This is a genomic window from Arachidicoccus ginsenosidivorans, assembly GCF_007971385.1.
Classification (GTDB): Bacteria; Bacteroidota; Bacteroidia; order Chitinophagales; family Chitinophagaceae; genus Arachidicoccus; species Arachidicoccus ginsenosidivorans.
This window is the reverse complement of sequence record NZ_CP042434.1, coordinates 3,770,209-3,796,790: the sequence shown is the minus strand read 5'-3', so window position 1 is coordinate 3,796,790 and position 26,582 is coordinate 3,770,209. Positions and strand designations below refer to the sequence as shown.

The 26,582-nt window shown below is 39.7% G+C and carries 27 protein-coding genes and 3 tRNA genes; 9 read left to right on the top strand and 21 right to left on the bottom strand.

Going from position 1 to position 26,582, the window contains the following annotated elements:
* Positions 1-16: 16 nt before the first annotated feature.
* From FSB73_RS15245 to FSB73_RS15210, 8 genes are all read right to left on the bottom strand, one after another.
* On the bottom strand, positions 17-2,140 hold the full coding sequence (locus FSB73_RS15245; protein WP_146784025.1) for a BspA family leucine-rich repeat surface protein: 2,124 nt from the start codon (positions 2,138-2,140) through the stop codon (positions 17-19).
* Positions 2,083-2,508, bottom strand: a complete 426-nt coding sequence (locus FSB73_RS15240; RefSeq protein WP_146784022.1) for a PKD domain-containing protein — start codon at positions 2,506-2,508, stop codon at positions 2,083-2,085. The genes FSB73_RS15245 and FSB73_RS15240 overlap by 58 nt, the downstream gene beginning before the upstream one ends.
* Before the next feature lie 108 nt (positions 2,509-2,616).
* Complete coding sequence (locus FSB73_RS15235) at positions 2,617-3,249, bottom strand: response regulator transcription factor (protein WP_146784019.1); 633 nt, start codon at positions 3,247-3,249, stop codon at positions 2,617-2,619.
* Between the two features lie 153 nt (positions 3,250-3,402).
* Positions 3,403-3,675 (bottom strand): sensor histidine kinase, encoded by a 273-nt coding sequence (locus FSB73_RS15230; protein ID WP_394344853.1) that lies wholly within the window; start codon positions 3,673-3,675, stop codon positions 3,403-3,405.
* Positions 3,675-6,410, bottom strand: coding sequence for a triple tyrosine motif-containing protein (locus FSB73_RS15225; RefSeq protein WP_146784011.1), 2,736 nt, complete (start codon positions 6,408-6,410; stop codon positions 3,675-3,677). The genes FSB73_RS15230 and FSB73_RS15225 overlap by 1 nt, the downstream gene beginning before the upstream one ends.
* A gap of 73 nt (positions 6,411-6,483) precedes the next feature.
* Complete coding sequence (gene coaD / locus FSB73_RS15220; RefSeq protein WP_146784007.1) at positions 6,484-6,954, bottom strand: pantetheine-phosphate adenylyltransferase; 471 nt, start codon at positions 6,952-6,954, stop codon at positions 6,484-6,486.
* Positions 6,955-6,990: 36 nt separating this feature from the next.
* Positions 6,991-7,926 (bottom strand): aspartate carbamoyltransferase catalytic subunit, encoded by a 936-nt coding sequence (locus tag FSB73_RS15215; protein WP_146784003.1) that lies wholly within the window; start codon positions 7,924-7,926, stop codon positions 6,991-6,993.
* Between the two features lie 112 nt (positions 7,927-8,038).
* Entirely contained in the window at positions 8,039-8,266 is a 228-nt protein-coding gene (locus FSB73_RS15210; protein ID WP_146784000.1) for a hypothetical protein, read from the bottom strand.
* Positions 8,267-8,407: 141 nt separating this feature from the next.
* Between FSB73_RS15210 and FSB73_RS15205 the strand changes: the two genes are divergently transcribed.
* Complete coding sequence (locus FSB73_RS15205; protein ID WP_146783996.1) at positions 8,408-8,962, top strand: 3'-5' exonuclease; 555 nt, start codon at positions 8,408-8,410, stop codon at positions 8,960-8,962.
* Between the two features lie 84 nt (positions 8,963-9,046).
* Positions 9,047-11,359, top strand: a complete 2,313-nt coding sequence (locus tag FSB73_RS15200) for a Tex family protein (protein WP_146783991.1) — start codon at positions 9,047-9,049, stop codon at positions 11,357-11,359.
* A gap of 131 nt (positions 11,360-11,490) precedes the next feature.
* Here FSB73_RS15200 and rfbD read toward each other — a convergent pair whose 3' ends face one another.
* Positions 11,491-12,366, bottom strand: a complete 876-nt coding sequence (rfbD, locus tag FSB73_RS15195; RefSeq protein WP_192904063.1) for a dTDP-4-dehydrorhamnose reductase — start codon at positions 12,364-12,366, stop codon at positions 11,491-11,493.
* A gap of 14 nt (positions 12,367-12,380) precedes the next feature.
* Positions 12,381-13,508, bottom strand: coding sequence for a DegT/DnrJ/EryC1/StrS family aminotransferase (locus FSB73_RS15190; RefSeq protein WP_146783988.1), 1,128 nt, complete (start codon positions 13,506-13,508; stop codon positions 12,381-12,383).
* Positions 13,509-13,826: 318 nt separating this feature from the next.
* Between FSB73_RS15190 and FSB73_RS15185 the strand changes: the two genes are divergently transcribed.
* Together FSB73_RS15185 and FSB73_RS15180 are read left to right on the top strand one after the other, a co-directional pair.
* Positions 13,827-14,789, top strand: a complete 963-nt coding sequence (locus FSB73_RS15185) for a D-2-hydroxyacid dehydrogenase family protein (RefSeq protein ID WP_146783985.1) — start codon at positions 13,827-13,829, stop codon at positions 14,787-14,789.
* 264 nt (positions 14,790-15,053) lie between these two features.
* Positions 15,054-15,677, top strand: coding sequence for a trimeric intracellular cation channel family protein (locus FSB73_RS15180; RefSeq protein WP_146783983.1), 624 nt, complete (start codon positions 15,054-15,056; stop codon positions 15,675-15,677).
* Between the two features lie 116 nt (positions 15,678-15,793).
* Here the strand turns inward: FSB73_RS15180 and FSB73_RS15175 are convergent, their stop codons facing one another.
* From FSB73_RS15175 to porT, 11 genes are all read right to left on the bottom strand, one after another.
* On the bottom strand, positions 15,794-17,365 hold the full coding sequence (locus FSB73_RS15175) for an ArnT family glycosyltransferase (RefSeq protein ID WP_146783980.1): 1,572 nt from the start codon (positions 17,363-17,365) through the stop codon (positions 15,794-15,796).
* 517 nt (positions 17,366-17,882) lie between these two features.
* Positions 17,883-18,164, bottom strand: coding sequence for a hypothetical protein (locus FSB73_RS15170; protein ID WP_146783977.1), 282 nt, complete (start codon positions 18,162-18,164; stop codon positions 17,883-17,885).
* A gap of 382 nt (positions 18,165-18,546) precedes the next feature.
* A complete protein-coding gene (locus tag FSB73_RS27680) occupies positions 18,547-18,657 on the bottom strand; it encodes an RloB domain-containing protein (RefSeq protein WP_146783974.1) in 111 nt (36 codons plus the stop codon).
* A complete protein-coding gene (locus tag FSB73_RS15160; protein WP_146783971.1) occupies positions 18,651-18,923 on the bottom strand; it encodes an RloB family protein in 273 nt (90 codons plus the stop codon). Before FSB73_RS15160 ends, FSB73_RS27680 begins: the two co-directional genes overlap by 7 nt.
* Before the next feature lie 81 nt (positions 18,924-19,004).
* A complete protein-coding gene (locus tag FSB73_RS15155) occupies positions 19,005-19,520 on the bottom strand; it encodes an AAA family ATPase (protein WP_146783968.1) in 516 nt (171 codons plus the stop codon).
* A gap of 95 nt (positions 19,521-19,615) precedes the next feature.
* A complete protein-coding gene (locus FSB73_RS15150) occupies positions 19,616-20,296 on the bottom strand; it encodes an AAA family ATPase (RefSeq protein ID WP_158639571.1) in 681 nt (226 codons plus the stop codon).
* 230 nt (positions 20,297-20,526) lie between these two features.
* Positions 20,527-20,612: transfer RNA gene (locus FSB73_RS15145), tRNA-Leu, on the bottom strand.
* 33 nt (positions 20,613-20,645) lie between these two features.
* A tRNA-Gly gene (locus tag FSB73_RS15140) sits at positions 20,646-20,721 on the bottom strand.
* A 103-nt stretch (positions 20,722-20,824) separates the two neighbouring features.
* On the bottom strand, positions 20,825-21,049 hold the full coding sequence (locus FSB73_RS15135; RefSeq protein WP_146783962.1) for a hypothetical protein: 225 nt from the start codon (positions 21,047-21,049) through the stop codon (positions 20,825-20,827).
* A 62-nt stretch (positions 21,050-21,111) separates the two neighbouring features.
* On the bottom strand, positions 21,112-22,122 hold the full coding sequence (locus FSB73_RS15130; RefSeq protein ID WP_146783960.1) for a glycosyltransferase family 2 protein: 1,011 nt from the start codon (positions 22,120-22,122) through the stop codon (positions 21,112-21,114).
* Between the two features lie 90 nt (positions 22,123-22,212).
* Positions 22,213-22,959 carry a type IX secretion/gliding motility protein PorT/SprT gene (gene porT / locus FSB73_RS15125; protein WP_146783957.1) on the bottom strand — a complete coding sequence of 249 codons (747 nt, stop codon included), beginning with the start codon at positions 22,957-22,959 and terminating at the stop codon, positions 22,213-22,215.
* 123 nt (positions 22,960-23,082) lie between these two features.
* Between porT and mgtE the strand changes: the two genes are divergently transcribed.
* From mgtE to FSB73_RS15100, 5 genes are all read left to right on the top strand, one after another.
* Entirely contained in the window at positions 23,083-24,513 is a 1,431-nt protein-coding gene (gene mgtE / locus FSB73_RS15120; protein ID WP_146783954.1) for a magnesium transporter, read from the top strand.
* Between the two features lie 66 nt (positions 24,514-24,579).
* Positions 24,580-24,653, top strand: a tRNA-Arg gene (locus FSB73_RS15115).
* Positions 24,654-24,757: 104 nt separating this feature from the next.
* On the top strand, positions 24,758-24,979 hold the full coding sequence (locus FSB73_RS15110; protein WP_146783951.1) for a hypothetical protein: 222 nt from the start codon (positions 24,758-24,760) through the stop codon (positions 24,977-24,979).
* Between the two features lie 566 nt (positions 24,980-25,545).
* Entirely contained in the window at positions 25,546-25,737 is a 192-nt protein-coding gene (locus FSB73_RS15105; RefSeq protein WP_146783948.1) for a hypothetical protein, read from the top strand.
* Between the two features lie 45 nt (positions 25,738-25,782).
* Positions 25,783-26,085: a hypothetical protein gene (locus tag FSB73_RS15100; RefSeq protein ID WP_158639570.1), complete on the top strand. Its 303-nt coding sequence runs from the start codon at positions 25,783-25,785 to the stop codon at positions 26,083-26,085.
* Positions 26,086-26,582: the final 497 nt, after the last annotated feature.

Genomic DNA, 26,582 nt, shown 5'->3' with positions numbered 1-26,582 from the left:
ATTCTTTGATTATCAGCTAAATCAAGGCCCCATTTGCATCACCATTTAGGTAGGCGTCCAAAGCCGAACTAAGTGAATCATTCAACCCGGCATCGATGGCGGGGCTGCTATTTAATAATTTAAAATTACCGTTAACGGAATCGACAAAAATCTGCGAATTTCCAGTCCCATCCAGCATATGGTTTGACTGGTTGGCGGCCAATCCTTCCATTAAACTATAGGCCAATGCTGAACTAACCTGTGTATTCCCCTGATCCAAAACTGTTTTCCCTGAATTATCCCAAAATATACTATTGGTGATATAACTGGCTGATTCCATTGAATTTAATATTATCGGAGCTGAAGTGGTGGGGCTGACAGCGCTTTTATTATTTACAACAGTGCAATTGATTAAGCGGCTGCTGCCAAATTGTAAATTGCCAATAATTGCATTATTTATATCACTCGCCTGGACCGGGAGTGCCGTTTCACTTAGACCATGTATGAAATTATTTTTCATCAAACAATTAACGTAAATGGGTCTTCCACCTGATACATTGAAAGAGATTGGAAATCCATCAGCCTCATTATTTATAAAATTGCAGTGATTAAATAAAGGTTGGGCAAACAACATATTCATACTGCTACCTCCCATATAGGCATTATTTTCTACAAAATCACAATGATTAAAATAGGGCGATGCAGCCATTATTCCTATTGTTCCAGAAATTTGCGCATAAGATCCATCCAGTCCTGTCACAATTAAATTATCTTCAAAAAGACAATTTAAAATCTGTGGATTGGGTAGATGCTCAGGATCCAAACTGCTTTGATCGGTTACTTCATTAAAACCTGCAATGGACATCGCCGAAGCAACAATGCTTTGATTGCTAACAATCCGACAATTACGCAAGACGGTGTTGTCATAACAACCTATAATCGATACTGCGGCTCCAGCATCCGCATCACTATTAGCAAATTCACCAATAGCAGCCACCTCAGAGATCGTAAATCCATCAATAATCAGACTGTCCGTCCTGGGAATATTTGCTATATAAAGCATATTGAAGGAATTATCATTTAAATTATTGGGATCGGCCAGATTACCACTAAGCACTGTTGGATTAGCATTTAATGCTCTATCTCCTCCTCCATTAGGGTAGCCACCTAATACTTTTAAATTTGATCTTGAAATCACAAAGGCACTATCCTGGACAATTAAATTTTTGTCCCCCGTAGGATAATAGGATCCTTTGGCTACATGTATTTCGGTAATATCCATATTTGTATTTGCAGATTCAACCGCATTACTCAAATATTTTAGCGCATTTGTCCAACTACTGCCATTACCAGCAACGGCTATCATACTGTCAACATAAACAACACCTTCATTATCTGGAACGGCTGGTACCAGGCAAGTCTGCCGGTCCCCAACAAAATCCCATCCATCATCATTTGCCAGAATAGAATGCCCTGAATTATCACAATACTTAAGTCCATCCACTCCTATGCTAAGTCCGTGTATTACTGCACCAGCAGCCCATCCATTTAGCGTAGCCTCATAATTGGCAGCTGATAGACTCGTGCCACTCAACAAACCTTTAACTTCTTGAACATTAGAAATATTCCAGTTACCCAGAGGCTGATTAAAGGCAGAATCATTATTAAACATGGAGTTTAGGTGGGTCGCGCTATGCATATCCCAACTACCAATAGGCTGATTAAAGGATGTTGCCTCTTTAAACATTGCAGTAAAATCCGTAACTTGGCCTACATCCCAAAGGCTAATATCCCCGTTAAAGGAAGTTGCCCCATTAAACATATTATCCATCAGCGTCACATTTGTTACATCCCAGGAGGATATATCAGCATTAAATGCGAGTGCATTATAAAACATATCTTGCATATTCGTCACATTAGAGACGTTCCAACCAGATATATTACCATTAAATACGGTACAACCATAAAACATAAAAGAGGTTTCACGAACATTTGTCAGATCCCATTTATCCAAATCACAATTCAAACTAGAACAACCATAAAACATACAGTACAGGGTAGAATTAGGCGCAAATATCGGCCCGTTATTATTGGGCACACTTGTTAAATTATAACAAGACAAAAAGGCCCCATCCATCCCCTGCCAGGTACCATTACCCACTGAACAACAGATTTTATTAACCCGTTATTCACTCCATCGCCACTCTCAAAATCAATGGCGGGGAAATTACCGGTAATGGTTACGTTATATACCCCTTGCTTCGTATAAACATGGGTTGCGTTACCTGTCTGACTCAAGGATTTCTGACCATCTCCCCAATCCACATTATAAGTATAATCACCTTTATACTGAACTTGAATCGGAATGAGTATCTGTTGGTTATCACTGGTGGTTTCCCACTGGGTAATAAATCCATCTGTAATAGCGGCGGCATTTGAATTAGCCTCGTTTTTCAGGTGAATAACCGGCGTGGCTGATAAAAAGAAAATAAAATGAATAAAAACAATTAGAAGTAGCGTTCTTTTCATGACAATAGGTTAAATGATTGAATACCACAAAGAAACTTATTAAATCATTAAATAAGCCTACCCAAATGGGTAGAATTCTATGCTCTACTCAAAATAAATCAATACTTACTAAAACTGCTTGTATTTGGCAATGAGCTCTGCTCTACTGCTTACCTGTAGTTTGAGATAAATATTTTTAATGTGGAATTTAACCGTATCAACAGATAAACTCATTTGCTCTGCAATCGCTTTATTGGCAAGTCCCTGTTCCAAAAAGGATAATATTTCTATTTCCCGGGCTGTGAGATTTTCCGATTCAACAGCACTTACTTGTTTTCTTTTATTAAAATAACTGATTACCTGCATGGCGATCTTAGGTGACATAGCAGCACCTCCGTTAAGGATATCATTAATACCAGTCTTAATTTCTGCAAGTGGCGTGCTTTTGAGCATATAGCCCGAAGCTCCTGCACATAGCGACTGAAAGATCTTTTCACGCTCTTCAAAAACAGTTAACATAAGAATATGCGTTTTCTCACTCTTGCTTTTGATGTACCAGACCGCATCTATACCTGATTTTCCTGGCAATCCAATATCACAGATCACTACATCAATTCGCGTGTCCGCCGGGCGCCACTCGTCATGAAACTTTTCAAAACTACCTGCAGACAATACCACCTCATAGCCTTGTTCAGCACTAAAATAGTCTGTCAATACACCTCTGATACTAATATTATCTTCTATTATCGCTAGATGGATCATCTTTAAAGGGTTCTATACATTTACTGCCTTCGGATCATAACAGGACTTCTTAAATAACTTACATTATATGTCACCGACCAGCCTCACAGCAAAATACGCCTATTTATTTAAGAAAATACCTACCCAAAAGGGGAGTTTATTAAAATTACTCTCCTACCCTCTGAAAGTCAATAAAACTTCAAATCCTTTATCCACTAAAGGAAAGGATAATTCAGCCTCCATCAACTGAGCCCGCATCTCCATATTTTTTAGTCCGTGCCCCGTAGCAATAGGTTTTCCATTGATTAATTGTTCTGGTTGAAGGCCTTTACCGTTATCTATAATTTGGAGCTTAAACCCTTTATTATAGGCCATAAAGCGCACATCTACCCTTGTGGCATCCGAATGTTTAATAATATTGGTTAGTGCTTCTTTATAAATAAGCATCACATTTTGCCGAATTTTTTGTGGGATGTACTGCTTTTCTGAAAAACCTTGACTTTGCAGCCCAATGGCGATATCAGAATCCCCCAGTACTTTATTGCCATATCGTTCCATTCTCTGGTACAAACTGAGGCTGTCATCATTTCTGGGGTCAATGGACCAGACGATATCCCCATGGTCTGCACTGCTGCCCTGCCATTATCTGCGATACTTCTCAGATATTTACTTTGCAACTGCTGATGACCACTGAGCAGCATTTCTGCCTGCATTGACATCCCGGCCAGTGTACTGCCAATCTCATCATGCAGGTCTCCGGCAATTTTCAATCGCAAGCCCCGCTCTTTTTCTGCCTGCTTTTCCCTGTATTTGATCACCGACCAAACAAGGCCAATAAGTAATAAAGCCAATAATAATTTAAACCAGATGGTCTGGTAAAATGCCGGTGCTACCTCAATGGGCATATTTAGCAATGTTTTGCTCCAGTTGCCATCCGGTAATCTGGCGACCAGTTCCAGCTGATAATGCCCCGGCGGCATACCAATAAAGGTCACTTTTCTATTGGCTCCTACAGAAATCCATTGTTGATCTGCCCCAAGCCGGTAGTAATAATCCAGATGCTCCATCGATTGCTTCATACTTCCAAAACCTATAGAAAAATAGGCCGTTCCAGCTGCAATCCTAAAACCCTTGGTACTTTGATAGGGCAAAGTATAATCATTGACAGTATTGCCCTTCTTATCAGTAACGGTCAGCTCCGTTATATAAAGATTTCCTTCTAATGCTTCGGAGCCGTAAGCATCCAATTTATCTGTATTAAAGCGGACCACTCCGTCAATAGTACCCAAATAAACCGTATTGCCAGCCTGGAATTTCGCCGCACTATTAAATTCATTGGCTGGCAATTGATCCAAAGTGGAATAATTGGTTATATGATGCGTCTGCTTATTTATTGCACTTAACCCATTTTTTGTACCTGCAAGTATATATTTATCTGTTGCAGCTAGGGTAAATACAATTCCTGCTGCCAGTCCTTCTTTCTTACCAATGGTATCAACAGATTGCCCTTGCTCATTATAAATAACAATACCGTACCCCCCCGTGGCAGCCCAAATTTCCTGACCAACTGCAACCATTCCATAAACAGGTACCGCAGGTAATTCTGCCTCAGCCGTCGTTAAACCAAAGGGAACAATGGTATCAGTCTTACTTTGCCAACTGAGGATCCCATTTTCTGTGGCTATCAGATAATCATTTGGGCGCTTTAATATACCAAGCACTCTTGTTTTCAATAACTGATCCTCTCTGACAGAGCGAGCCCTATGCTCATAAGGATTAACCTTGTAGAGTCTTTCATAGGTACCAACTAAAAAATGTTTTTTGTCATAACGGCTTAAAAACGTCAGAAAATTCCCCATGGGCTTCCCGTTAATATTATCATCCGTAATAGGGATCTGCGTTAATTTATTCAGGCCGATTTCATACCAATATAAGCCATTGCCTTCTGTGCTTAAAAGGACAGTATCTTTATTCCATGGTAGTATACTATATACATATCTTCTGATCACTATCTGTTTTTCCCCTGTGTGTTCATCAAAACGAACAAAACCGTCTTTATAGGATCCGGCAAGCAGGGGACCGCCGGGTTGTTTATAAATGGCTCTGATACTGTTCAGTGATTTTGGAGCGGCCATAATGGCCGAAAATGGGCTGTGGGAAGGCGCCAGCTCCAATAAATGATCATTTAGAGAAAGTAGAATTTTGGATCCGGTATGACTTAACCAGACAATGTGATTTTCATCCAGGTAACCCGGATAATGTAATTGCTGCACCGAAAATGAATCCGAGCGAAAATCATATATAAAAAGCTTTTCTTTGCTGATTCCAGGTGTGTTGGTCATAATAATCGTCCTATTGGCATCCAAAGGCGTCATGTATACCTGTCCATGCGTGCCTAAATTCCCATAAGGAGCTTTTATTTTTCTGATGTCACCCGTTGTGCCATTCATAAAATAAAGGCCAAAATTAGGCACTTCCATGATACAATTTCCTTGTGGATTAAAACTGGCCATTACCACCTGTTCCCTTTTGAAAATATCCAACCCGAAAAACTTCGTCTTGCCATAAGTGCCATCTGGATGAATATCCAAACGTACAAGTTTACCCACAGAACTTCCAATCCATAATTGACCGTTGCCCACTACTTGCAAAAATGTAATATTCGGTAAATCATACAAGTCCTTAAAAGCCAAATTCATATCAAAGATACAAACCATGCTGTCTCGAACGATTTTATAGACGCGTCCATCCTGGCTACCTGCATAAACCATCCCGTTTTTATCCTCAGTCATCGTTCTGATATAAAGACTTAATGGAGATGAATGCTTGGGTGCCTTAATTTCTGAGGTAGTCCAATTATGAAGGTTTAATTTAGTGATGCCGTCCTGCGCACCGATCCACATATTATTTTTTCGATCATTAAAAAGCGATTTTATATTCAAATGGGCAATTTTGGGATCTGTATCAGCGCCTAGATGAACGACATCATTGCCATCAAATCGAAATAATCCATCATTGGTCACAAACCATAACATTCCTTGCTTATCTTGTTCTAAACAGGTTATGATTTGCTGACCGAATTTCGCAGGCAGGTTGATGGAATGCAGTACGAATTCACCTTGCTGCGCCCAGGAAAACACATAGCAAAAAAGCAGACCAATTAAGGCGAATAGTCTTTTCATAGGTAATACGACTTTCAAGTCAGTAGCTTAAAATGCTACTAACTATTTGAATAATAACAAACGTGGCTAATGTCTACTGGCCGATCCCCTTACGAATCACCTCCGGCAAAAACATGGAGGCGTTTCCACCATTTCTAATTACATCTCTTACCAATGTGGATGCTACAGAAGAATATTTAGGTAAACAGGTCAGAAAAATAGTTTCAATTGTATCATCCAGGCTTCGGTTCATATCTGCAATCGTCTTCTCATACTCAAAATCACTCACAAACCGGATTCCCCGAATAATATAACCTGCTCCAACCTCTTTGCAGAAGTTCACCGTCAAACCTTCATAGATTCTTGCGTCCACCCTGGATTCATCCTTGTAAATTTCTTTAATCCAATCCACACGTTGCTGCTCTGAATACATCGGTTTCTTATTGATATTTGTACCAATACCAATAATGATCTTATCAAACAGATCCAAAGACCGATTGATAATATCCACATGCCCTAAGGTCATGGGATCAAAGGTTCCCGGAAATAAGGCTATTCTTTGCATACTTTTGTCTTAGGTGGTTTTTAATATATGCACACATCAGGACGGAGAAATATCCTTACCTGAATAAAGATAAAGAGCAGCCATACGGACGGCCACGCCATTTTCTACTTGATTTAATATAATGGAAAAGGGGCCATCCGCTACATCACTGTCCAGTTCAACCCCTCTGTTAATAGGTCCCGGATGCATAATAACGATTTCCTTATCCAAAGACTCCAGCAGTTTGCGACTGACGCCATAAGCCAGGTTATATTCCCTGAGCGACGAAAATAGCGGTTGATTTTGCCTTTCCAGCTGAATACGCAATACATTGGCAACATCACACCAGGCCAGCGCCTTTTTCAGATTATACTCCACCCTCACGTCAAGTGCCTGGCCCATATATTTAGGGATTAGCGTCGGTGGACCTGCCACCATTACCTCTGCCCCCATCTTTTTCAATAAATAAATATTACTAAGTGCCACCCTACTATGCATCACATCGCCGATAATTGCCACTTTTAATCCTTCCAGTTTATTAAACTTTTCAGTCATAGATAAGGCATCCAACAACGCCTGCGTCGGATGTTCATTAATGCCGTCTCCGGCATTAATGATAGCTGCATTAATATGTTTTGCCAGAAAATGCGGGGCTCCACTGGCGCTATGGCGCATTACGACCATATCCACCTTCATACTCAGGATGTTATTGACCGTATCCAAAAGTGTTTCACCTTTTTTAACGGAAGAAGCAGCCGCAGAAAAATTCAGCGTATCCGCAGAAAGTCTTTTTTCTGCCAGCTCAAAAGACATTCTGGTACGTGTGGAATTCTCAAAAAATAAATTAACAACAGTAAGATCCCTGAGAGAAGGAACTTTCTTAACAGGTCTTTGTAAAACTTCTTTAAATTGATGGGCAGTGGAAAGGATGATTTCAATATCCTTTTTGGAGATGTCTTTAATGCCTAACAAATGTTGTGTAGATAGTGCCATTAAAAAACGAAGTTAGGCGTTTTTCTTTTTTGCGCGCATTTTTTGCTGAAAAAAATTTCAGACATAATAATTTATTTACATATATTAGCCTAAATATGTAAAGGGGTTTTGTTTAAAGTCCAAATTTAGCCGCAAAGCCTTCCCGAAGAAAATAGTTCAGCGGGTGCGGGTTTTCCGCAGCCGTAGAATCTCCCTGGTCCAAACTTACCTTATCCAGGACAGAATGCCATAGGGAACTGCGCATTTGGTCTTTAAAATCCTTAAATTCTGACATTTGATTCTTGCAGGCAGTTAGCAGCAGGCCTCCAATAAACAAACAACAATAGAAAATTTTTCGCATAGCCAAAAATTTGAATATCCAAAGATAAAGAATACCTGTCAAATAAAAAAATCGTGAAAATATGTCTAACTTAACTCATCATCAACGCTTCAATAGGGCAATTTTCATGAAAAAAGCCTTATTATTGTGGCCTTATAAGTTATGAAGAGAAAAAGAATATATGCCGTTGTCGATATAGAAGGTACGGGCAGCCCAGCCAGTAAAAACGGCATCACAGAAATAGCCATTGTTTTATTTGACGGTCAGCAAATTATTGATCAATATTCCACCTTGGTCAACCCAAAGATGGCCATTCCTAAATATGTAGCTAAATTAACGGGCATCAGTGATAAAATGGTGGCAGATGCGCCCGTTTTTGAAACGGTCGCTCCTACGATCCTCAAATTATTAAACAAAACCACTTTTGTGGCGCACAACGCTTCTTTTGACTACCCTTATCTTAAATATTTTATGGAAAAGGCTGGTCACAAACTGCAAATGCCTGTGCTTTGCACATTGGAACTCAGCAGAAAAGCCTTCCCTAATCTGGTCAAACATGGCCTGGAAAGCCTCTGCGAAGACCTGAATATCTGTTTAGATAACCGGCACCGCGCCGGAGGGGACGCCTTAGCAACCACCAAAGTATTGGAGCTTATTCTTAAAAATGGCGGGGAAAAACTCTCAGAGTCTATGATCATAAAAAATTATGGCGAATAAGTCCATAATCTGGATTTAAAAAACTGGATTTCACCAGAATTAATTTTACTTTCGCTCCCCTATTAGAATAAAAACACGTTGAATATGCTGGAATTCGCACAACCCATTGCGTCTAAATTAAATATACGCCCTGCCCAGGTAGAATCCGTCTTGACTTTACTACAGGAAGGCAGTACTATACCCTTTATTGCCCGGTACAGGAAAGATAAAACAGGAGCACTGGATGAAGTTCAAATTCAATCCATACAGGATGAAGCCAAATTTTTAAAGGAATTTACAGAACGGAAGGCATTTGTTGAAAATGCCATTACAGAACAGGGAAAAATGACCCCTGCCCTAGAAGAAAAGTTAGCCAAAGCCACCACGTTGGCCGAGATTGAAGATATTTATCTGCCCTACAAGCCTAAACGCAAAACCAAAGCACAGGCCGCCAGAGAGGCCGGGCTGGAGCCACTTGGTTTATTGCTATTTGAGCAAACTGATATGGACCTGGAAGCAGAAGCCACCAAATACCTGAGTGATACGATTACGACTACGGATCAGGCACTACAGGGTGCACGTGATATTATTTCGGAGATGATCAATGAAGACGCCGAAACCAGGGCTGAAGTGCGTCGCCTTTTTGAAAATGAGGCGGTACTGATCAGTACAGTCATCGCCGGCAAAGAAACCGAGGGTGCTAAATTCAAGGACTATTTTGAGTTTTCCGAATTAATTTCAAAAATACCTTCTCATCGGATACTGGCAGTTCTGCGTGGCTTCCTGGAAGGTTTCCTCCGAATGTCAATCAATCCTTCTGAAGAAGTTGCTCTTGCCACCTTAGAAGATAAATATTATAAGCCCAATGGTACCGAGGCTAGCCTGCAGGTAAAAAAAGCCATTCGTGATACTTATCGCAGACTATTACAACCCAGCCTGGAAACAGAATTTAGGACACAGTTAAAACAACAGGCAGACGAAGAGGCCATTACTGTATTTGCAGAAAATTTAAGGCAATTGCTACTTTCATCTCCACTAGGCAGTAAAAGGATGCTGGCCATCGATCCAGGTTACAGAACTGGATGTAAAGTGGTGATTCTGGACGAAAAAGGTGATTTACTCACCACAGATCTCATTTATGTCCACGAGAAAAATCACCGGCTAACCGCCGCCGAAAACACGATAAGGGCACTTGTTCAACAGTATGATATTCAGGTATTTGCTATTGGGGATGGCACTGCAGGCAGAGAAACCGATCAGTTTATCAGAACGCTTAATCTGGGACTCCCGGTATTTTTGGTCAATGAAGATGGTGCCTCCATCTATTCTGCCTCTGAAATCGCCAGAGAAGAGTTCCCTGATCAGGATTTAACTATCAGAGGTGCGGTCAGCATCGGCAGAAGACTTATGGATCCGCTGGCTGAACTCGTAAAAATCGATCCCAAGAGTATTGGTGTAGGGCAGTATCAGCATGATGTAAATCAGTTTCGCTTAAAAGAAAAACTAGATCAGACCGTAATCAGCTGTGTAAATGCCGTCGGTGTTAATCTAAATACCGCCAGTAAACATTTATTAAGTTATGTTAGTGGCATCGGACCTTCACTGGCGGAGAATATCATTCGTCACCGCACAGAGGTCGGTGGGTTTTCTACCAGAAAGCAATTACTGGAAGTTCCCAGACTAGGCGGGAAAGCATTTGAACAATGTGCTGGTTTTATGCGTATCAAAAAGGGTGCAAATCCACTTGACGCAAGCGCTGTACATCCGGAAGCCTACGCCCTGGTGGAAGCCATGGCCAAAGACCTACAGGTATCAGTTGGTGAATTAATCGGCAATGAGCCATTGATTAAGTCCATAGATCCTAAGAAATACATTACCGAAGCCTTTGGAGAACATACCATCAAAGACGTTTTAATTGAACTTAAAAAACCAGGACTGGATCCACGTAGCGAAATCGAACAATTTGAATACGCCAATATATACAAAATTGAAGATGTCAGTATAGGCATGGTGGTTCCGGGTATTGTCACTAATATTACCCGCTTTGGCGTTTTTGTAGATATTGGTGTTAAACAAGATGGCCTGGTACACGTCTCTGAACTTGCGAACAGATATATTACGGATCCAAACGAAGTCGTTAAATTAAACGACAAAGTAAAGGTTAAAGTGATGGAGGTGGATATACAACGCTCAAGAATCGGGCTATCAATTCGTCAGGCAGAGGAAAATGGAAGCCCAAGCAATGGCAGCAGTAAAGGCCCTCAAAAGGAAGAGATAAGGCCAGAACAGAAAATAAAAAGCCCGAACAAGACCTTTCTTCTATGGCCATGGGAGATGCACTCTCTTTGCTTAAAAAGAAATTCGGCAAATAGAACGGGCAAAAACAAAAAACATTTGTCCAGATATCGTTTAAGTTAATAAATAAGGCGAACAGTGTAAAAATGCATATTAACACTATTCGCCTTTTTTATTTTTAAGGAGATAAACCTCCATTAGTTAACTCAACACCTCATCACCACGATAGAGCGGAGCATAATCTTTTGGAATCATCAGGCTAGCCGCTGTAGATAGCCTAAGCATTCCTTTAAAGCCACCTGCCAATCTCTTGGTTGGATGCCATAATCGCGGATAAGACTGCCTTTGTCCAGAACAGAATAAGCGGGCCTTTTAGCGGGCGTTGGAAAATCGGCCGTTGTAATCTCATTCACTGCACAGGTAAGGCCTGCCAGGTCCCTGATGGCCCTAGCAAAGTCATACCAGGAAATCTTGCCCTCATTACTAAAATGATAGATTCCTTGATGAGCCGCACCTTTTCCAATAATATCCATGATAGCCAATGCCAGATCTCTTGCATAAGTTGGTGCACCATATTGATCACCGACCACATTTATGGATGGACGTTCACTCATCAGACGTAGCATCGTTTTGACAAAGTTATGCCCATAGGCACTATATACCCAGGCGGTTCGGATGATAATAGTACCAGGATTATGGGCAAGCGCCGACTCCTCTCCTTTTAATTTAGTCTGCCCGTAATAATTGAGCGGATGAGTGGCTTGGTCTGGCATATAGGGAGCGGTTCCATTTCCATCAAAGACATAATCTGTGGAGATATGAATCAATTTGGCACCATATTCACGGCATAATGTAGCTATTTTGCCAGGTGCGATGCCATTAACGGCCATGGCCAGTTCTTTTTCTGTCTCGGCTTTATCTACCGCAGTATAAGCACCCGCATTGATAAAAAATGCAGGCTTATACTGCTCAAAAATAGCTTCAAACTGTTCCGGTTTTGCAAGGTCTAACTGATTTCTGTCCAGAAATACAAACTTATATCCCGGATATGACATGTGAATATCCAGCAATTCGCTGCCCAGTTGGCCATTTTTTCCGGTTACTATAATCGTAGGAGTCGTTACGCTCAAAATAATAGGAGGTTTTAACGGTTACAAAATTCCAAAACATGACTTGTTATATGGGCTAATTGCTGCTCATCCAGTTCAGTATGGATGGGTAGTGATATCACCCTGGATGTCAGATAATCAGTTACAGGCAAGTCATAATCCGTTTCAAAAGCAGCAAACATCTGCTGACGATGGCCTGGCACCGGATAATAGATCATAGCTGGGATCTGCTGCGTGCTCAAATAAGCCTGCAAACCGTCTCTATCCACTCCTTCAAGAATTAATGTATATTGATGAAATACATGGTTGGATTTGTCACTTCTGACAGGTGTTTTGATTTTTGGATGCCCGGCGAATGCCTTATCATAATAATCTGCTGCCTGATTACGCGCAGCAATATACTCATCTAAATGCGGCAGTTTAATATCTAAAATAGCCGCCTGAATAGTATCCAAACGGGAATTGACCCCAACGACTTCGTGATAGTATCTTTTGGCAGAACCATGTGAGGCAATTATCCGCATTTTGGCGGCCAGTGTATCGCTATCCGTGCATATCGCACCTCCATCGCCATATCCGCCCAAATTTTTTGAGGGGAAAAAAGAAGTCGTACCGATATCACCAATGGTGCCTGTTTTCTTAACGGACCCGTCACTGAAGGTATAATCACAGCCAATCGCCTGGGCATTGTCTTCAATAACAGCTATATTGTGTGCTTTTGCAAGCGCCATTAAGGGTTCCATGTCGGTGGCCTGCCCATACAGATGCACCGGTACGATGGCCTTTGTTTTGGGAGTAATGGCCTTTTTAACGGCATCAATATCCATACAAAATGTATCCTTATCCACATCCACAAAGACCGGTTTAATCTTTAACAAGGCCACTACTTCAGTCGTAGCTATAAAAGTAAAAGAAGGCGTAATGACTTCATCACCTGGTTGTAAGTCCAGTGCCATTAGCGCAATCTGCAACGCATCTGTTCCATTTGCACAAGGAATTACATGCTTAATTCCCAAGTAGTTACCTAAATTTTCAGCGAAAGTTGCTACAGGTTTGCCACCGATAAAAGCGGCACTTTCCAGCACATCAATGACTGCTTTATCGATCTGTGGTTTTAATTTTTGATATTGGGTCTTTAAATCGACCATCTGTATAGGACGCATAAATTTTGAATGTTTATGCGGCAAAAATAAACTAAAACCAAGGAATTGCCGGTTAAAATCCATATAAGATCCTCTTTGTAGTAGCCAGAATTATTCAGTTAGTTTCTTTTGGGAAAACCAGGTAATTAGCTCCACCAATCTTGTTGGCCATTTTCCATATATTTGCTTTATAACGCCTTGGGGTTATTATGATCAAAATAACCTCAGCACACTGCCAGCTGTATCAAAAATTTAGAAATGCAATCTTTTGCTAAAATGCGTTACAAGAAAATGCAGATTACCTAGAAACGAAAAGACATAACCTACAATTAAAACACAATGAAAATCAGCATATTAGACGATTATCAAAACGTAATTAAAGACCTTACCTGTTTTAAGCTACTCCAGGGACAGGATATAAGCATATTGCACAAAAGTCTAAAAGACCCGGTGGAGCTGGCTGCTCATTTAAGCGATACGGAAGTACTGGTACTAACCAGAGAACGTACGCAGGTTAATGAAGCGTTACTATCCTTACTGCCTAACCTTAAACTGATCAGTCAAACAGGGAAGATTTCCAATCACCTAAATCTGGCAGACTGCACAAAATATGGTGTTGCAGTGGCTGAAGGCGTTGGCTCACCTGTTGCACCAGCGGAGCTAACCTGGGCCTTACTATTAAATACCGTTAGAAAAATTCCTCAAGCCATTGAAGGGATGAAAAACGGAGACTGGCAGATCAATATGGGCGACTCTATTTATGGGAAAACAATAGGTATCTGGGGCTATGGCAAAATTGGTCAAAAAATAGCGCAATACGCCAAAGTCTTCGGTGCCACTGTCCTGGTTTGGGGCAGTGAAAACTCCAGACAAAAAGCTCTGGAAGATGGATTTAATGCAGCAGCTTCAAAGGCTGCGTTCTTTGAATTGTCCGATATTGTCACTTTACATTTAAGACTCAATAAGTCTACAAATGGTATTGTAAAGCCGGAAGATCTGATGATGCTCAAACAAGGTGCCACCCTCATAAATACTTCCAGGGCGGAGCTGATTGAAGCCGGTGCCCTTTTAGAGGTGCTAAATAGCGGCAAGCAAATTAATGTAGGCACAGATGTTTATGACGAAGAGCCTATTTTTGACAAGGATTACCCCCTGCTTGCCTTTGACAACGTAGTCTGTACACCGCATATAGGATATGTGGAACGCAATGGCTATGAACTGTATTTTGGCAAAGCCTTCGAGAATGCGCTCAACTATATAAATGGAAGTCCGACCCTAATCGCTAACCCGGAGGTATTGTAATCAATATGCGTACGTTAATTGATAATGTACGTTTGCTCATTATTTATGCTTAGCAATAATCACTTGCCAGATGGCTTTTTTGGCAAGTGAAGATTTCAGTATCTTTACAGCTAAAAAGAAGAAACATCCCTTTAAACCTGATTAACCATAATAACATCAATTACGCCTTGATTTTAGGGAAAATTGATTTTTAAAGTAACCATTACTGATTGATGGACATTATGTAAAAAACCATCAGCTCCTGAATAAAACCATAGGAAACACATGAATCAACTTCATACGCTATATACGGTTATTGACCTTGGAGGCACTTTCGCCTTTGCCATCAGTGGTGCTATTGCAGCTAAGGTCAAAGGCCTGGATATCTTTGGGATACTGGTCGTTTCCTTTACCGTAGCCTGTGGTGGGGGTATTTTAAGAGATATCAGTATTGGGGCCATCCCTCCGACAGGCATTTCTGACTGGCGCTATCTTTTTGTATCCCTAATTGCCGCAGCTGTGGCAGTAGGTATTAGTCCGATTTTAAAATTACTGAATCGCCCGGTAATTCTCTTTGATGCACTAGGACTGTCTTTATTTGCAGTGACTGGAGCGCAGAAGACCTTAAGTTATGGGCATAATTACGAAGTAGCTGTTCTGTTAGGGATACTAACTGCAGTGGGTGGCGGTGTCATCCGTGATATTTTCCTTAACCGCATCCCGGTGATCTTTGAAAACGAAATCTACGCATCAGCCGCACTTTTAGGAGCGCTGGTGGTTGTCACCGGTAATTATCTGGGCATTTCCAATCAATGGACCTTCCCTGTGGGATTTTTGCTCTGTTTTACCTTAAGAATACTGGCCCTGAAATATCACTGGAAATTACCCACCTTCAACAAATCAAAGTAATAATAAGATTACCCAAGTAAATTTTGAACTAAAGAGCAGCTGAATTTCTTAGCTGCACAATTAATCTATCTTGCTAGTTTCAGTCCAGCTTCAACTTTCTGCCAATAATAAATATTTTATTTGAAAACCGCTCTTTCCCTTTCTATTTTCATTTTTACCATCTTTTTGAATTGATCATTTACCCCCTTTAAAAGTATAATCAGACTTCCTTTTTCTTTTGCGTAGGGGTTTGTAATACTATCCACCAAAATAGCCTCCTGGCACTCCTTAATAAAAGGATGGCTCATTTCGTGATGGTCGTCTGTCACCAGAACGATATTTTCCAGGTTCATACTAAGACTTTCAGGGATCCAGTTCAGGTAACTAGCATTATCACTTAAGGGCGTAGGAAGATTTAATTTATCCTTATAATAATCCACGGCTCCAGCCTGACCATAGTTATCACAATAAATTATCGTACGGCTTTTCTGGGCTGCATCTAATAAATTATAGGCCTTTGAGACCTTAACAGCTATTTCCTGCCATCCCAGCATATCAGCAAAATCCTGCGGCAACGGATGATTTTTAAGGTCTTCCCATTGTAATAGACCTGTTTTGGCAGCACCTGTTTTTTGGTAATAACCTGCTAACTTAACAGGTTTCCAGACGGGCAGCATCAGCGGAATTAAAAATATACCAAGTGTTACTGTATAAAAAATAAGAACAGTAATCAATATTCTTGCTGTCCTATTGGTGATCAACCTTTCTATTGAATAGGCGCCAAAGGCGAATACAATTGGATAAGCGCCCAGAGCGTAATAATTTTTTCCATGCAGGATTATTAAAATCAGCAGCACTGATAAAAATGCCAGTCCAACAAATCGGTACGCCTGCAGACGCTTAGAAAACAGCAAAAAACCTAAACCCGTTATCCATATATATATCGTCGGCAAGTTCATCAATAATTGATCCTTTAAAAAGCCTGTGGGCGTAACATATTGCAACTGATATTTATTGAGCAATTCCATATGGTGAATAATCGGTAACCCATGCATAAATTGCCAAATCAAATTGGGCAAAAAAATCAAAAAACCAATTAAGGAAGCGATCCAGAAATGTTTATTAAATAGAACTTTCCGACTCTTGGTAAGAAGCAGCCCTAAAACCATACTAATAATAAACACGCCTACTGAATATTTGCTCATCATCCCAAGTCCCGCAGCGACGCCAAATAAGTAAAGCCATTTCATCGACCCTGTTTGTATATAACGGATAAGTCCAAACGCAATAAGGGTATCAAAAAAAACTTCTGGACAATTAGGCTGAAAGAGAAAAAATAATCTCAGATAAACACCAAATACAAAAGGCAAAAAGAGCAAACAAAGCGCAAGTGTTTTACCTCCAAGCGCTTGTAACGTCTTTGCACAGATTATAAAGGTTCCCGCACCAAATAATGCCGGCCAGATTTTTATCCAGAACAATCCTCCTCCAAAAAGATCCGTAATAAAGGCAAATAAGGATAACATTGGTGGCACTTCCATAAAGCCCCAGGCCATATGACGGCCTTCTGCCAGGTAAAGCAGTTCATCACGGTGTGGACCATAATAGCCGCTTTGTAATAAAAATGGAACAATCACAATTAAAATTGCCAGGAAGTAAAGCAATCTGTTAGCTGAAACAGTTGTACCTCCGGAAAGTCCTTTTGTCATAACAGTGCTTGAATTTAAATTCAAAAAGAGAACAAACCATCTGTAAACCAATCCTCCCAAAAAACCTTTTAAAGATAGGGCATTCCTTGCAAAAGCTATTCACCGCTCATCAAACAATCAATAACAAATTCATAATCAAAAAGAAATAAAGCCCATCAATAAGCATTCTTATAAAATTCCTTAAACAGCTGACTTTCTATCTATTATAAATATTTAAATCAAATACAGCTACCTGGAATACCAGACATAGCCAAAGCGAAAAAATTTTCTTATCTTATTTTCCTTTAAAGGTTTGAATGCAAATTCCCGCTCCATCATTTTAATAAAATTGATTAATTGTTGCTTTCTTTTAGGATTCATGCTTGCCGGTTTAAGTTTATAATCAGAAATATTTAATCGCCTTCCATCCTTGAAATAAATACAAATTGAAATCGTAAAAACAGTAGAAGTCTTATAATCAAAACTGTAGAATCCGACAACATCAGATTTCTGGTAACAGATATTTGCTCGGTTAATTTTAAAGTACCTTTATTTCTTTCGTTGACCATGTTTTAAGGTTTAGTCTTGTTAGACCATCCTTGGCACCGATCCATAAATTATTATGAGCGTCGGCAAATCCCGTATTAATAGCTGCATGCGGAAGCTTAGGATAACTATCTGCACCAAGATGAATGGCTTCTCCTCCATCGTAACGGTAAAGGCCATTGCCCGTAACCAGCCACAACATCCCAGACCTGTCCATTTCAAACCATTTGATAATCTGCTGGCTGAACTCATCAGGGAGGCGAATATCATGCAATAAAAAACTATTTTCCTGCGTAAAAGCAGCAAAAGAGACACAAAAATGTAAAAATTTGTTTCACGTCAATATTTGAAAAATCAGATGCTGTTTAATACTTCCCTTAGAACGAAGCTATTACATTCTTAACCGTCGGCAAAAACAATATGGAAACAAAAACCAAATGTCACAATATTATGTCTAGAGTCAAGCCTTAATACCCAAACGAAAACCACCTAGATATGTGCCTGGCGGGACTTGAACCCTCCAACATAGAGCCAAGGAATTAGACATTAAGATACTTTTCCTGTCAATCCAAAGGTCGCGTTTCATAAAAAATGTGCCAAATCTTTCTTCAAAACTAATAAATTCCAAAATCCCTTAAGGCTTTTAAAAGAAAAAATCATCTACAATGACGAAAACAGGTAAGGAAGTGCAATGCATTTTCATAATATTGAAAATGCAATAAATACCATAGCTCAAATGCTTCATTGCTCCAGGTGCAACCTACCATAGAATTATGGCAACGTTGAATAGCGCGTTAAAGTCCTGAGCAGAAAAGCTGTCCTTATCAAAACCTACCCAAAGCCTGTCTATCTTGGGTGTTGTATTCTTTTCGTATACAGTTTGAAAGCGCAAAGCTTCACCCACTAATGATTGTGTATTTCTTCCGGTTCCGGCAATATCTATTTGATATGCAGTCAAAACTCCTTTCGGTAAATTCTGTTTCAAGGCTTCAAAATAGTTAGGCTCCGTCACTTTCCCCTCACAGTCAATCACATAATATTTCCATCATTCCGTATATCTTTTTTATGCTTTTGCTATTCCCGGGCAAAACGCTTTAATCACTCATTAGGTTCTTTATTTTTCTTGCCATTCCGTTACTATATTAGATAAGTTACCAATAAACGGAATCGCGCCATAACGACCCTCAATATAATCTTTTTCAAAAGAACGATCCTTTCGAATCGTTTTCCCTTCTTCTTTATATTCGACTAAAGCGTACATGTCTGAAGCTCCATACTGATCCTTTTCCACGAAATAGATCTGATCTCTCCGGTAATTCCCGTAATATAATAAGTTAGTATCATGTGTCGCAAAAACCAGCTGAGCATTATTGCGATTAAATTCTTTAGAATTGAAGAGCTTTGTAACAGCAAGTGTTAACAATGGGTGCAAACTGTCATCCAATTCATCGACAACTAACACGCCTCCACCATTCAAAACGTCAAACATAGGGCCGGAAATATTAAAAAGCTTGTTGGCCCCAGCCGACTCCTGACTACGCATATCAAATTCCACTTTACCAACAACTTTGTCTTTTGCGTTATACTTTTTATGTATTGTCCTGATGTCCATTTTGAATGCGCCCTCCAAATCTGTCACTAATTGCTTGACGAGGCTTTCCGGTATGTCGTAAGGGAATTCTTTAGGATCAAATATTTTCTTGCTAATGGTGATGTCATCAAATCCTAAATCCAGTTTTTGTAAAAATCAAGTAGAGCTAAACTTGTTTGCTTATTCTCCAGCATCTTAAATGTAACCCCTTTATATCCTTCATGACTTAATCCAGAAATAGTATTAAAATTGTTGAACCATTGCAGGATCCTTTTAGCAATTTTACCGTTAAACTGATCTGCTACAGCAAGAAATAAAGCATTATCGCGGGTGCGTTCTTCCAGGCCTTTTCCCTCCGGAAAATTTTTCATCACTTCAATGCCATTTTCTTCTCGGAGAAACAAAGGCTTTTCAGCACTCATAATAGCTTCAAATAGCCATTCGGCATGTATTTTCTTGTCATCTACTTCAAAGCCATATCGATAACGAATGTCGTTAATGATAAAAACAGTCTCGAAAAAGGATGGTGCTTTTTCCGTTTCTGTATTTAGTAAGAATGGTGTGACCCCTAATACATTAGTTGATGATTTATCAAAAGAGAGCAAAACTAATCTTCTCATTGTGGACATCGCACGGATGAAATTGCTTTTACCACTCGCATTCGCTCCATAAATTACGGCTCCTTTCAGCAAAGCACTGCGTTCCGTAGAGAAAATATTAGTATCATTATGCTCTTTTATGGAAGTAGCCGCAAGGTTGAGCGTTGTCTTGTTTTTGAACGAAAGGAAATTGCCTACTGAAAATTTAAGTAACACACTTATGTATTTATGAGAGATTATCTCAAAAATACATAAGTTTAATTATAAAGCAAAATTTGAGAAGAAGTCTCAATTTTGAACATATATAGGCATAGGTTTAAATACAACAGTTGCTAATTTTGTGTTTTTTTGTTGATTATCAATATTTTTTGATGTCATCAACATATTCGATAGACTAGCAAACGAAAAAACCCTTGTAAATCAAACGATTACAAGGGTTAATTGTGTGCCCCGGGCGGGACTTGAACCCGCACGACCATTGCTGATCACAGGATTTTAAGTCCTGCGTGTCTACCAATTCCACCACCAGGGCGGTTGAAAAAAAATCCCGCAACTTGCGGGATTTTGGAGCGGAAGACCGGGCTCGAACCGGCCACCCCGACCTTGGCAAGGTCGTGCTCTACCAAATGAGCTACTTCCGCTTTTATACTTTATAAGTGTCTGTTAAAGAGCTAATTACCTTGTTTCCGTAATTGGATTGCAAAGATAATATTTAATTTTACACTTCCAAATTTTTTTCAAAAATTATTTATACTGTGGCGTATATAAAGTGCTGCTTTGAATCTCAATATCTGGTTTACCCATGTATCGATTTGCCCACAGTTCATAGAATACTGTAAACATTAAAAGAACAAATCCAATTACCTGAACATAAAATAAGAATCTGGAAGAAGAGACTTTATTGTAACTATAGTCCATATTCTTCATTTTTTCTAATTCTTGCTGATATTCATGATTTTCGTGACTCATAATGTTCTATTTAAAATTACTTTGCAAATGTAAGTATGAAAGAGAAAACGCGCAATATTATTTTATAAAATCTTCAAACTTTTTTTTCCTTTTAAAAAATACTGCCATACCAGCAACCCATCATACACGCCTGAAAGCTTTAGCAGCTGCCTATTTGAATGCACCTTACTATTGTTTTTACCAAGGCACCATTTATAAAAGGCCATATGTGCATTCCAAATAGCTTTAACAGAAGTAAAGTCGCCACCAACCAGGCATTTTACTGCAAATACGCCGTCAAGCATCAGCCTGAGCGGCAATTTCCATCTTTTTTCTTTGATTGAGAGATTGCGCGATAGCATCATAAGACTGTTCCTGAAATTTAAAAAAGTCTTCCGATAACCTTTGGGCAGGGTGCCTCCGCCTACATGATATACCACAGACGCTGTACAACAGGCAATCTTATAACCAGCATTTTGTGCACGCCAGCAAAAGTCTATTTCTTCCTGATGCGCAAAGAACACCCCATACAATCCCTTCAATTCTTTATAAACCGGCGCTTTCACAAATAAAGCGCAACCCGATGCCCAAAAAATATCTTTACTTGTTTTAAATTGGCCTCGATCTTTTTCTATATCATCAAAAACCCGTCCTCTGGCAAAAGGATACCCCAGTTTATCAATCCACCCTCCTGCCGCACCAGCGTATTCAAACTGCTCTTTTTGCTTATGCGCCAGTATCTTAGGCTGGCAGACCGCCAGCCGCTCATCTGCTTCCATTAATGCTATAATATGAGTGATCCAATCTGCACTTACTTCAACATCAGAATTCAGCAGGACAAAATAGTCTTCTTGTCTTTTAAGCAGCGCCTGATTATACCCTTCAGCAAACCCAAAATTTTGCTCCAGCTGATCCAATTCAATTTGTGGATATTTGGTTTGCATAAAAGCCACTGAATCATCTGTTGATCCATTATCAGCCACCACTACCTTATAATTAGGGTAAGTAGTAGCCATAACAGAAGGCAGGAACTTTTCCAGAAATTTCCGACCATTATAATTTAGAATAACAATTGCAACAAGTGGATACCGCATTAATTAAGACTATTTCAGCAGCGAAGCTATTATTTTTGCCGTACATTCCTCTAACCCAATGGTTAAAACTGCCGATTGATTTATTATAGTTTACTGCTCAAAGGTCACAGAAAAGACCAGCATTTGGGTTCTAAATCGCTGCATTACATTGGAATAGGGGTTTTCTGTGTCTCTAACATGGCTATTACCCAGTGTATTGGATATTTTTATCTGCGGGGAAATCACCGTAAATGGCAGATAAAAATTAAATCCAATGCCCCCTTCATAGCCCAGGTCGCCCTTTCTAAATAAAGGAGGTGGGTTTTGATCTAATTGCATGGCCTCTTTATATTCACTGGAATTCGCAGTCAGATTAATATCGTATTTCATGCCGCCAAACATATAGACCCTAAAATTGCGAATCCTGTCAGAATTAAGTTTTAATTGCAATGGAATACTTAGGATATTAGCCGGAAGCTTTATATTTTCAATGGGCTTCTTTTCGGGGTGAGCGGAAAGATAATCGGCTGTATAATAATAAGAAAGATATTTGGAGCCCCCCAGAATCAATTTAGGCACAGTTCTGATTTCCAGCCGGTCAGAAAGCCTTTTTGTCATCATAAAACCAAGTGCCAGGCCATTGCTACTATGGGGTTCTACCCTGGAAAAGGTAGATTGCTCTTCAAAAGCGGCCGCACGGGTTGTTGCCAGATTACTATTATTATAACCAATACTAATCCCAAAATAAAAAGGTAACTGGTCATGATTTTCCCTGTTCAGACGGGGCTGCGCTGCCACAAATCCTGTAAATAACAGTGCGGTTATCAGGCCAGTAACATTTTTGGTTCTTAAAATCATGACAATGACTAAATTAGTTAAATAAGCAACAAATATCTTTAAAAAACGTCAGTCTTGCCAATTAATTATATCAACTACCTTTAAACTAGATTTGAAATTGTAATTTTGCAAAAATTTTGGCCGATGAGTGAAGAATTAGAACAAAATCTGATCGATGCGCAGTTTGAGCTGTTGCTTCACGATAAGGATATCGTTAAACTCCAGGATTTCTTAAATGAACAGGGGATTAGCGATGTAGTGGCCCTAATTGACCGGTATCCTGAAAATGAAGCGGCTATTATCCTAAATATGGCAGTGCATAGAGCCTCCAGGGTCTTTAAGCTGCTGGATATCTCTACCCAGAAATCGATCATCAAAGAGCTGCCTCCCTTTAAAACGGCAGAATTACTGAACCAATTGTCTCCCGATGACCGTACAGACTTTTTGGAAGAACTACCCAAAAGTGCCCTCAGAGATCTGATCAAACTACTCAATCCTGAGGAAGTAAAGATTACACTCAGAATGCTGGGATATCCAGAGGACAGTGTCGGCCGTCTGATGACTCCTGACTATATCTATGTCTATGAGACAGATACCGTTGCTGAAGCCTTCAGGATCATACGCAAAAATGGCAAGAATTCAGAAACCATCGACGTGATCTATGTCATCAATAAAAAAGGAGAATTAGTTGATGACTTTAGAATCAGGGACTTAATCCTGGCATCCTCCGATATGAAGATCAGTGAACTCATGGATGGAAGGATCATTGCCTTAAATGTCAATGATGACCAGGAAAAGGCAGGACATATATTCAGGATGAATAACAGAGTGGCCCTGCCTGTCGTGGACGACAATAATATCCTACTGGGTATTGTAACCATTGATGATATCCTATGGGTAACGAATGAAGAGTATAGTGAGGATATGCAGAAAATGGGGGGTACAGAAGCTTTGGATGAACCTTACCTGGATACACCTTTCTTTAAACTGATTCGGAAAAGAGCTCCCTGGCTGATTATTCTTTTCTTAAGTGAAATGCTGACTACCTCAGCCATGACGCACTACGCCGACGAATTGAAAAATGCAACAGTCCTGGCCTTATTTATCCCCCTGATCATGTCTAGCGGTGGGAACAGCGGCTCACAGGCATCTACCTTGATTATTCAGGCCATGGCTGTGGGCGAAGTAACCCTAAAAGATTGGTGGCGTATTATGCGCAGAGAAATCCTCAGTGGGCTGACCTTAGGGCTTATATTGGGCATCATCGGCTTTTTAAGAATTTCCTTATGGGAATTTTTCTATAACATGGGCATTTGGGATATCACCTATGGAGAACATTGGCTGCTGATCGCTATTACGGTAGGCTCGGCTCTAGTAGGTATTATTCTTTGGGGTTCGCTAACCGGATCCATGCTACCCATTTTACTCAAACGCCTTGGCGCTGACCCGGCTACTTCCTCTGCTCCATTCGTTGCAACACTAGTGGATGTAACGGGTATTATTATTTATTTTGTTACCGCTTATTTTGTCATGGGTCAGCTTATTCAAAGCGGCGCATTGAATCTGCCTACTTGATTTAGAAATAAGAGGAAAGATTTTTGGGTTTTCACATTGAAACCTATATTTTTGCACCCGTTAAATGGCTCGGTAGCTCAGCTGGATAGAGCAACTGCCTTCTAAGCAGTAGGCCATTGGTTCGAATCCAATCCGGGTCACATGATAATCAAGCACTTACAGTACATGCCAAGTAAGTGCTTTTTTATTTGATACCTAATTTGATAGATATTTTTTAAATATTAATTTAAAATCTAAATCAAATATGGCCATAACTTTTGAACAGATTGAAAGGCTCATTAATGAAACGACTTGTACACTCTATGCCGATATAGAAGATAGATCACAACAAGAATTTGATTTAAACGAACTGTTAATCGCTGAAGAGCAAGATTTTTCCGAACACACTTCTAATTATGACGGGGAAGTTCACATCCTAAGTGAATTTCAGAAAATTGATTTCCAAAAGAAATCAAATGACCTCTAAAAGAAAAGAATTGGAGGTTGATTCCATGACATTTACAACCTAAGATTTGATTTGCCTGTTACATAATCCTAATTTCGACTATTCTTTTTTTGGCAATGGAGTTGTTGGTATTATTTTCACGAACCATTGTATAAAGAGGATATACTTAAATCATATAGTATAACTTAATTATATTCATTCCGAAATCGCCTTGCTTAAAGATTGTAATAGATAGGGCAACTTTAGATAAGCAATAGTTTGTATTGTTACCATTATGAACTTTGTGGGAGCAGAGCTGAACCAATCCTTGGGTTAACTGATCGATCTGGTGCCTATGCATACCACTTTTCACCCTTTTGTCTACTATTTTGTTTAGCACAAAAAGCGCATTTTATGAATTTCAAAAAGAAGTATTTACATTTAGTCCCTCATAAGCAGTTAGTTTTGGTTGCAGCCTAGGTTTTACATAGGCCTTTTTTATGCTTGAATGCCCCTGAAATGGTGAATTATTTTGCATCTTTGTATACCATTATGGAAGTAGTCTTTCAGTCAAAGGTCCGAATGAATTAACTTTGTAAAAAGAGGTCATGACAAAAGAAGTAAAAATTAAAAAAGGCGAAAAAATGTCCGTAGACCCACGGCTTACAGGTCTTGATACATGGGTAGAAGGTGAGGTAATAGATATTTACACAAACCCTTTCAAGGGGCTTATAATAGCCATCAAAGACTCATTAGGGCGTATTTTCTTTGGCGAAAGTGAATATTTTAAACTTGCATAAGGATGTACGCTATTAGCTTTGACATAGTCATAAGCCTTAAAAATATTGGCTGGTTTGGAAACGCTGTCAGAGATATTAGGGCTTGCAGAGCGGAAGACTGGTCTAACTTTACATCATTTTTTAAGGAAGATATTTAGTAGATATGAAAAAAAGAAGAAAACAGGCAGTCCGCAAAAAACTGGGAAAAAGAAAGTAAAATTTAACGCCAAAGCCCCTTTGACGGAAAAGGACTTATATTTTTCTGACCCTAAAGTAATGGCACACATTCAGGAAGGAATAAGTGATATGGAAAATGGGAGAATGGAAGAAATCAAATTAGAAGATATACGTGACTTATTAGGGTTATAACTTTACTCCCATAGACCTGGCCAGAAAATGGCAAACGCGGGTTTAATAATACTTTCAATTTGATTGAGTTCCTTCTATTCGTAAGGTTTTGGCTTGTGTTTAAACGACTTGTCCGCCCTGTCTAAATTATATTCCCACTGCAACTTTGCCCAAATCCCCGCCCCCCAAAAACATCTTTGAAATTCTAATTTGTCATTTCCCAAGAGATTCCCCGCTTAAGATTAATAATCGCGGATAAATTTGTCCTTGTTACTCCTATTAATTCTGCAGCATCCTTTACGGTTACATTATATCCATCAACAATTTCTTCCTTCAATAACATACCGGGATGTTATACCACTATCTATTCTCATAACTTTTTTTTCTTGCTGGCAGATCTTAGCTGTCTCATTTGATCTAAGTCATCAAACCTTTGATTTGGGCTATTGTATCTTTTCAAGGATTTTATTTTATTCCTGACCTTCCTGCTCGCTGCCATTGTCATCCAATTCCACTAA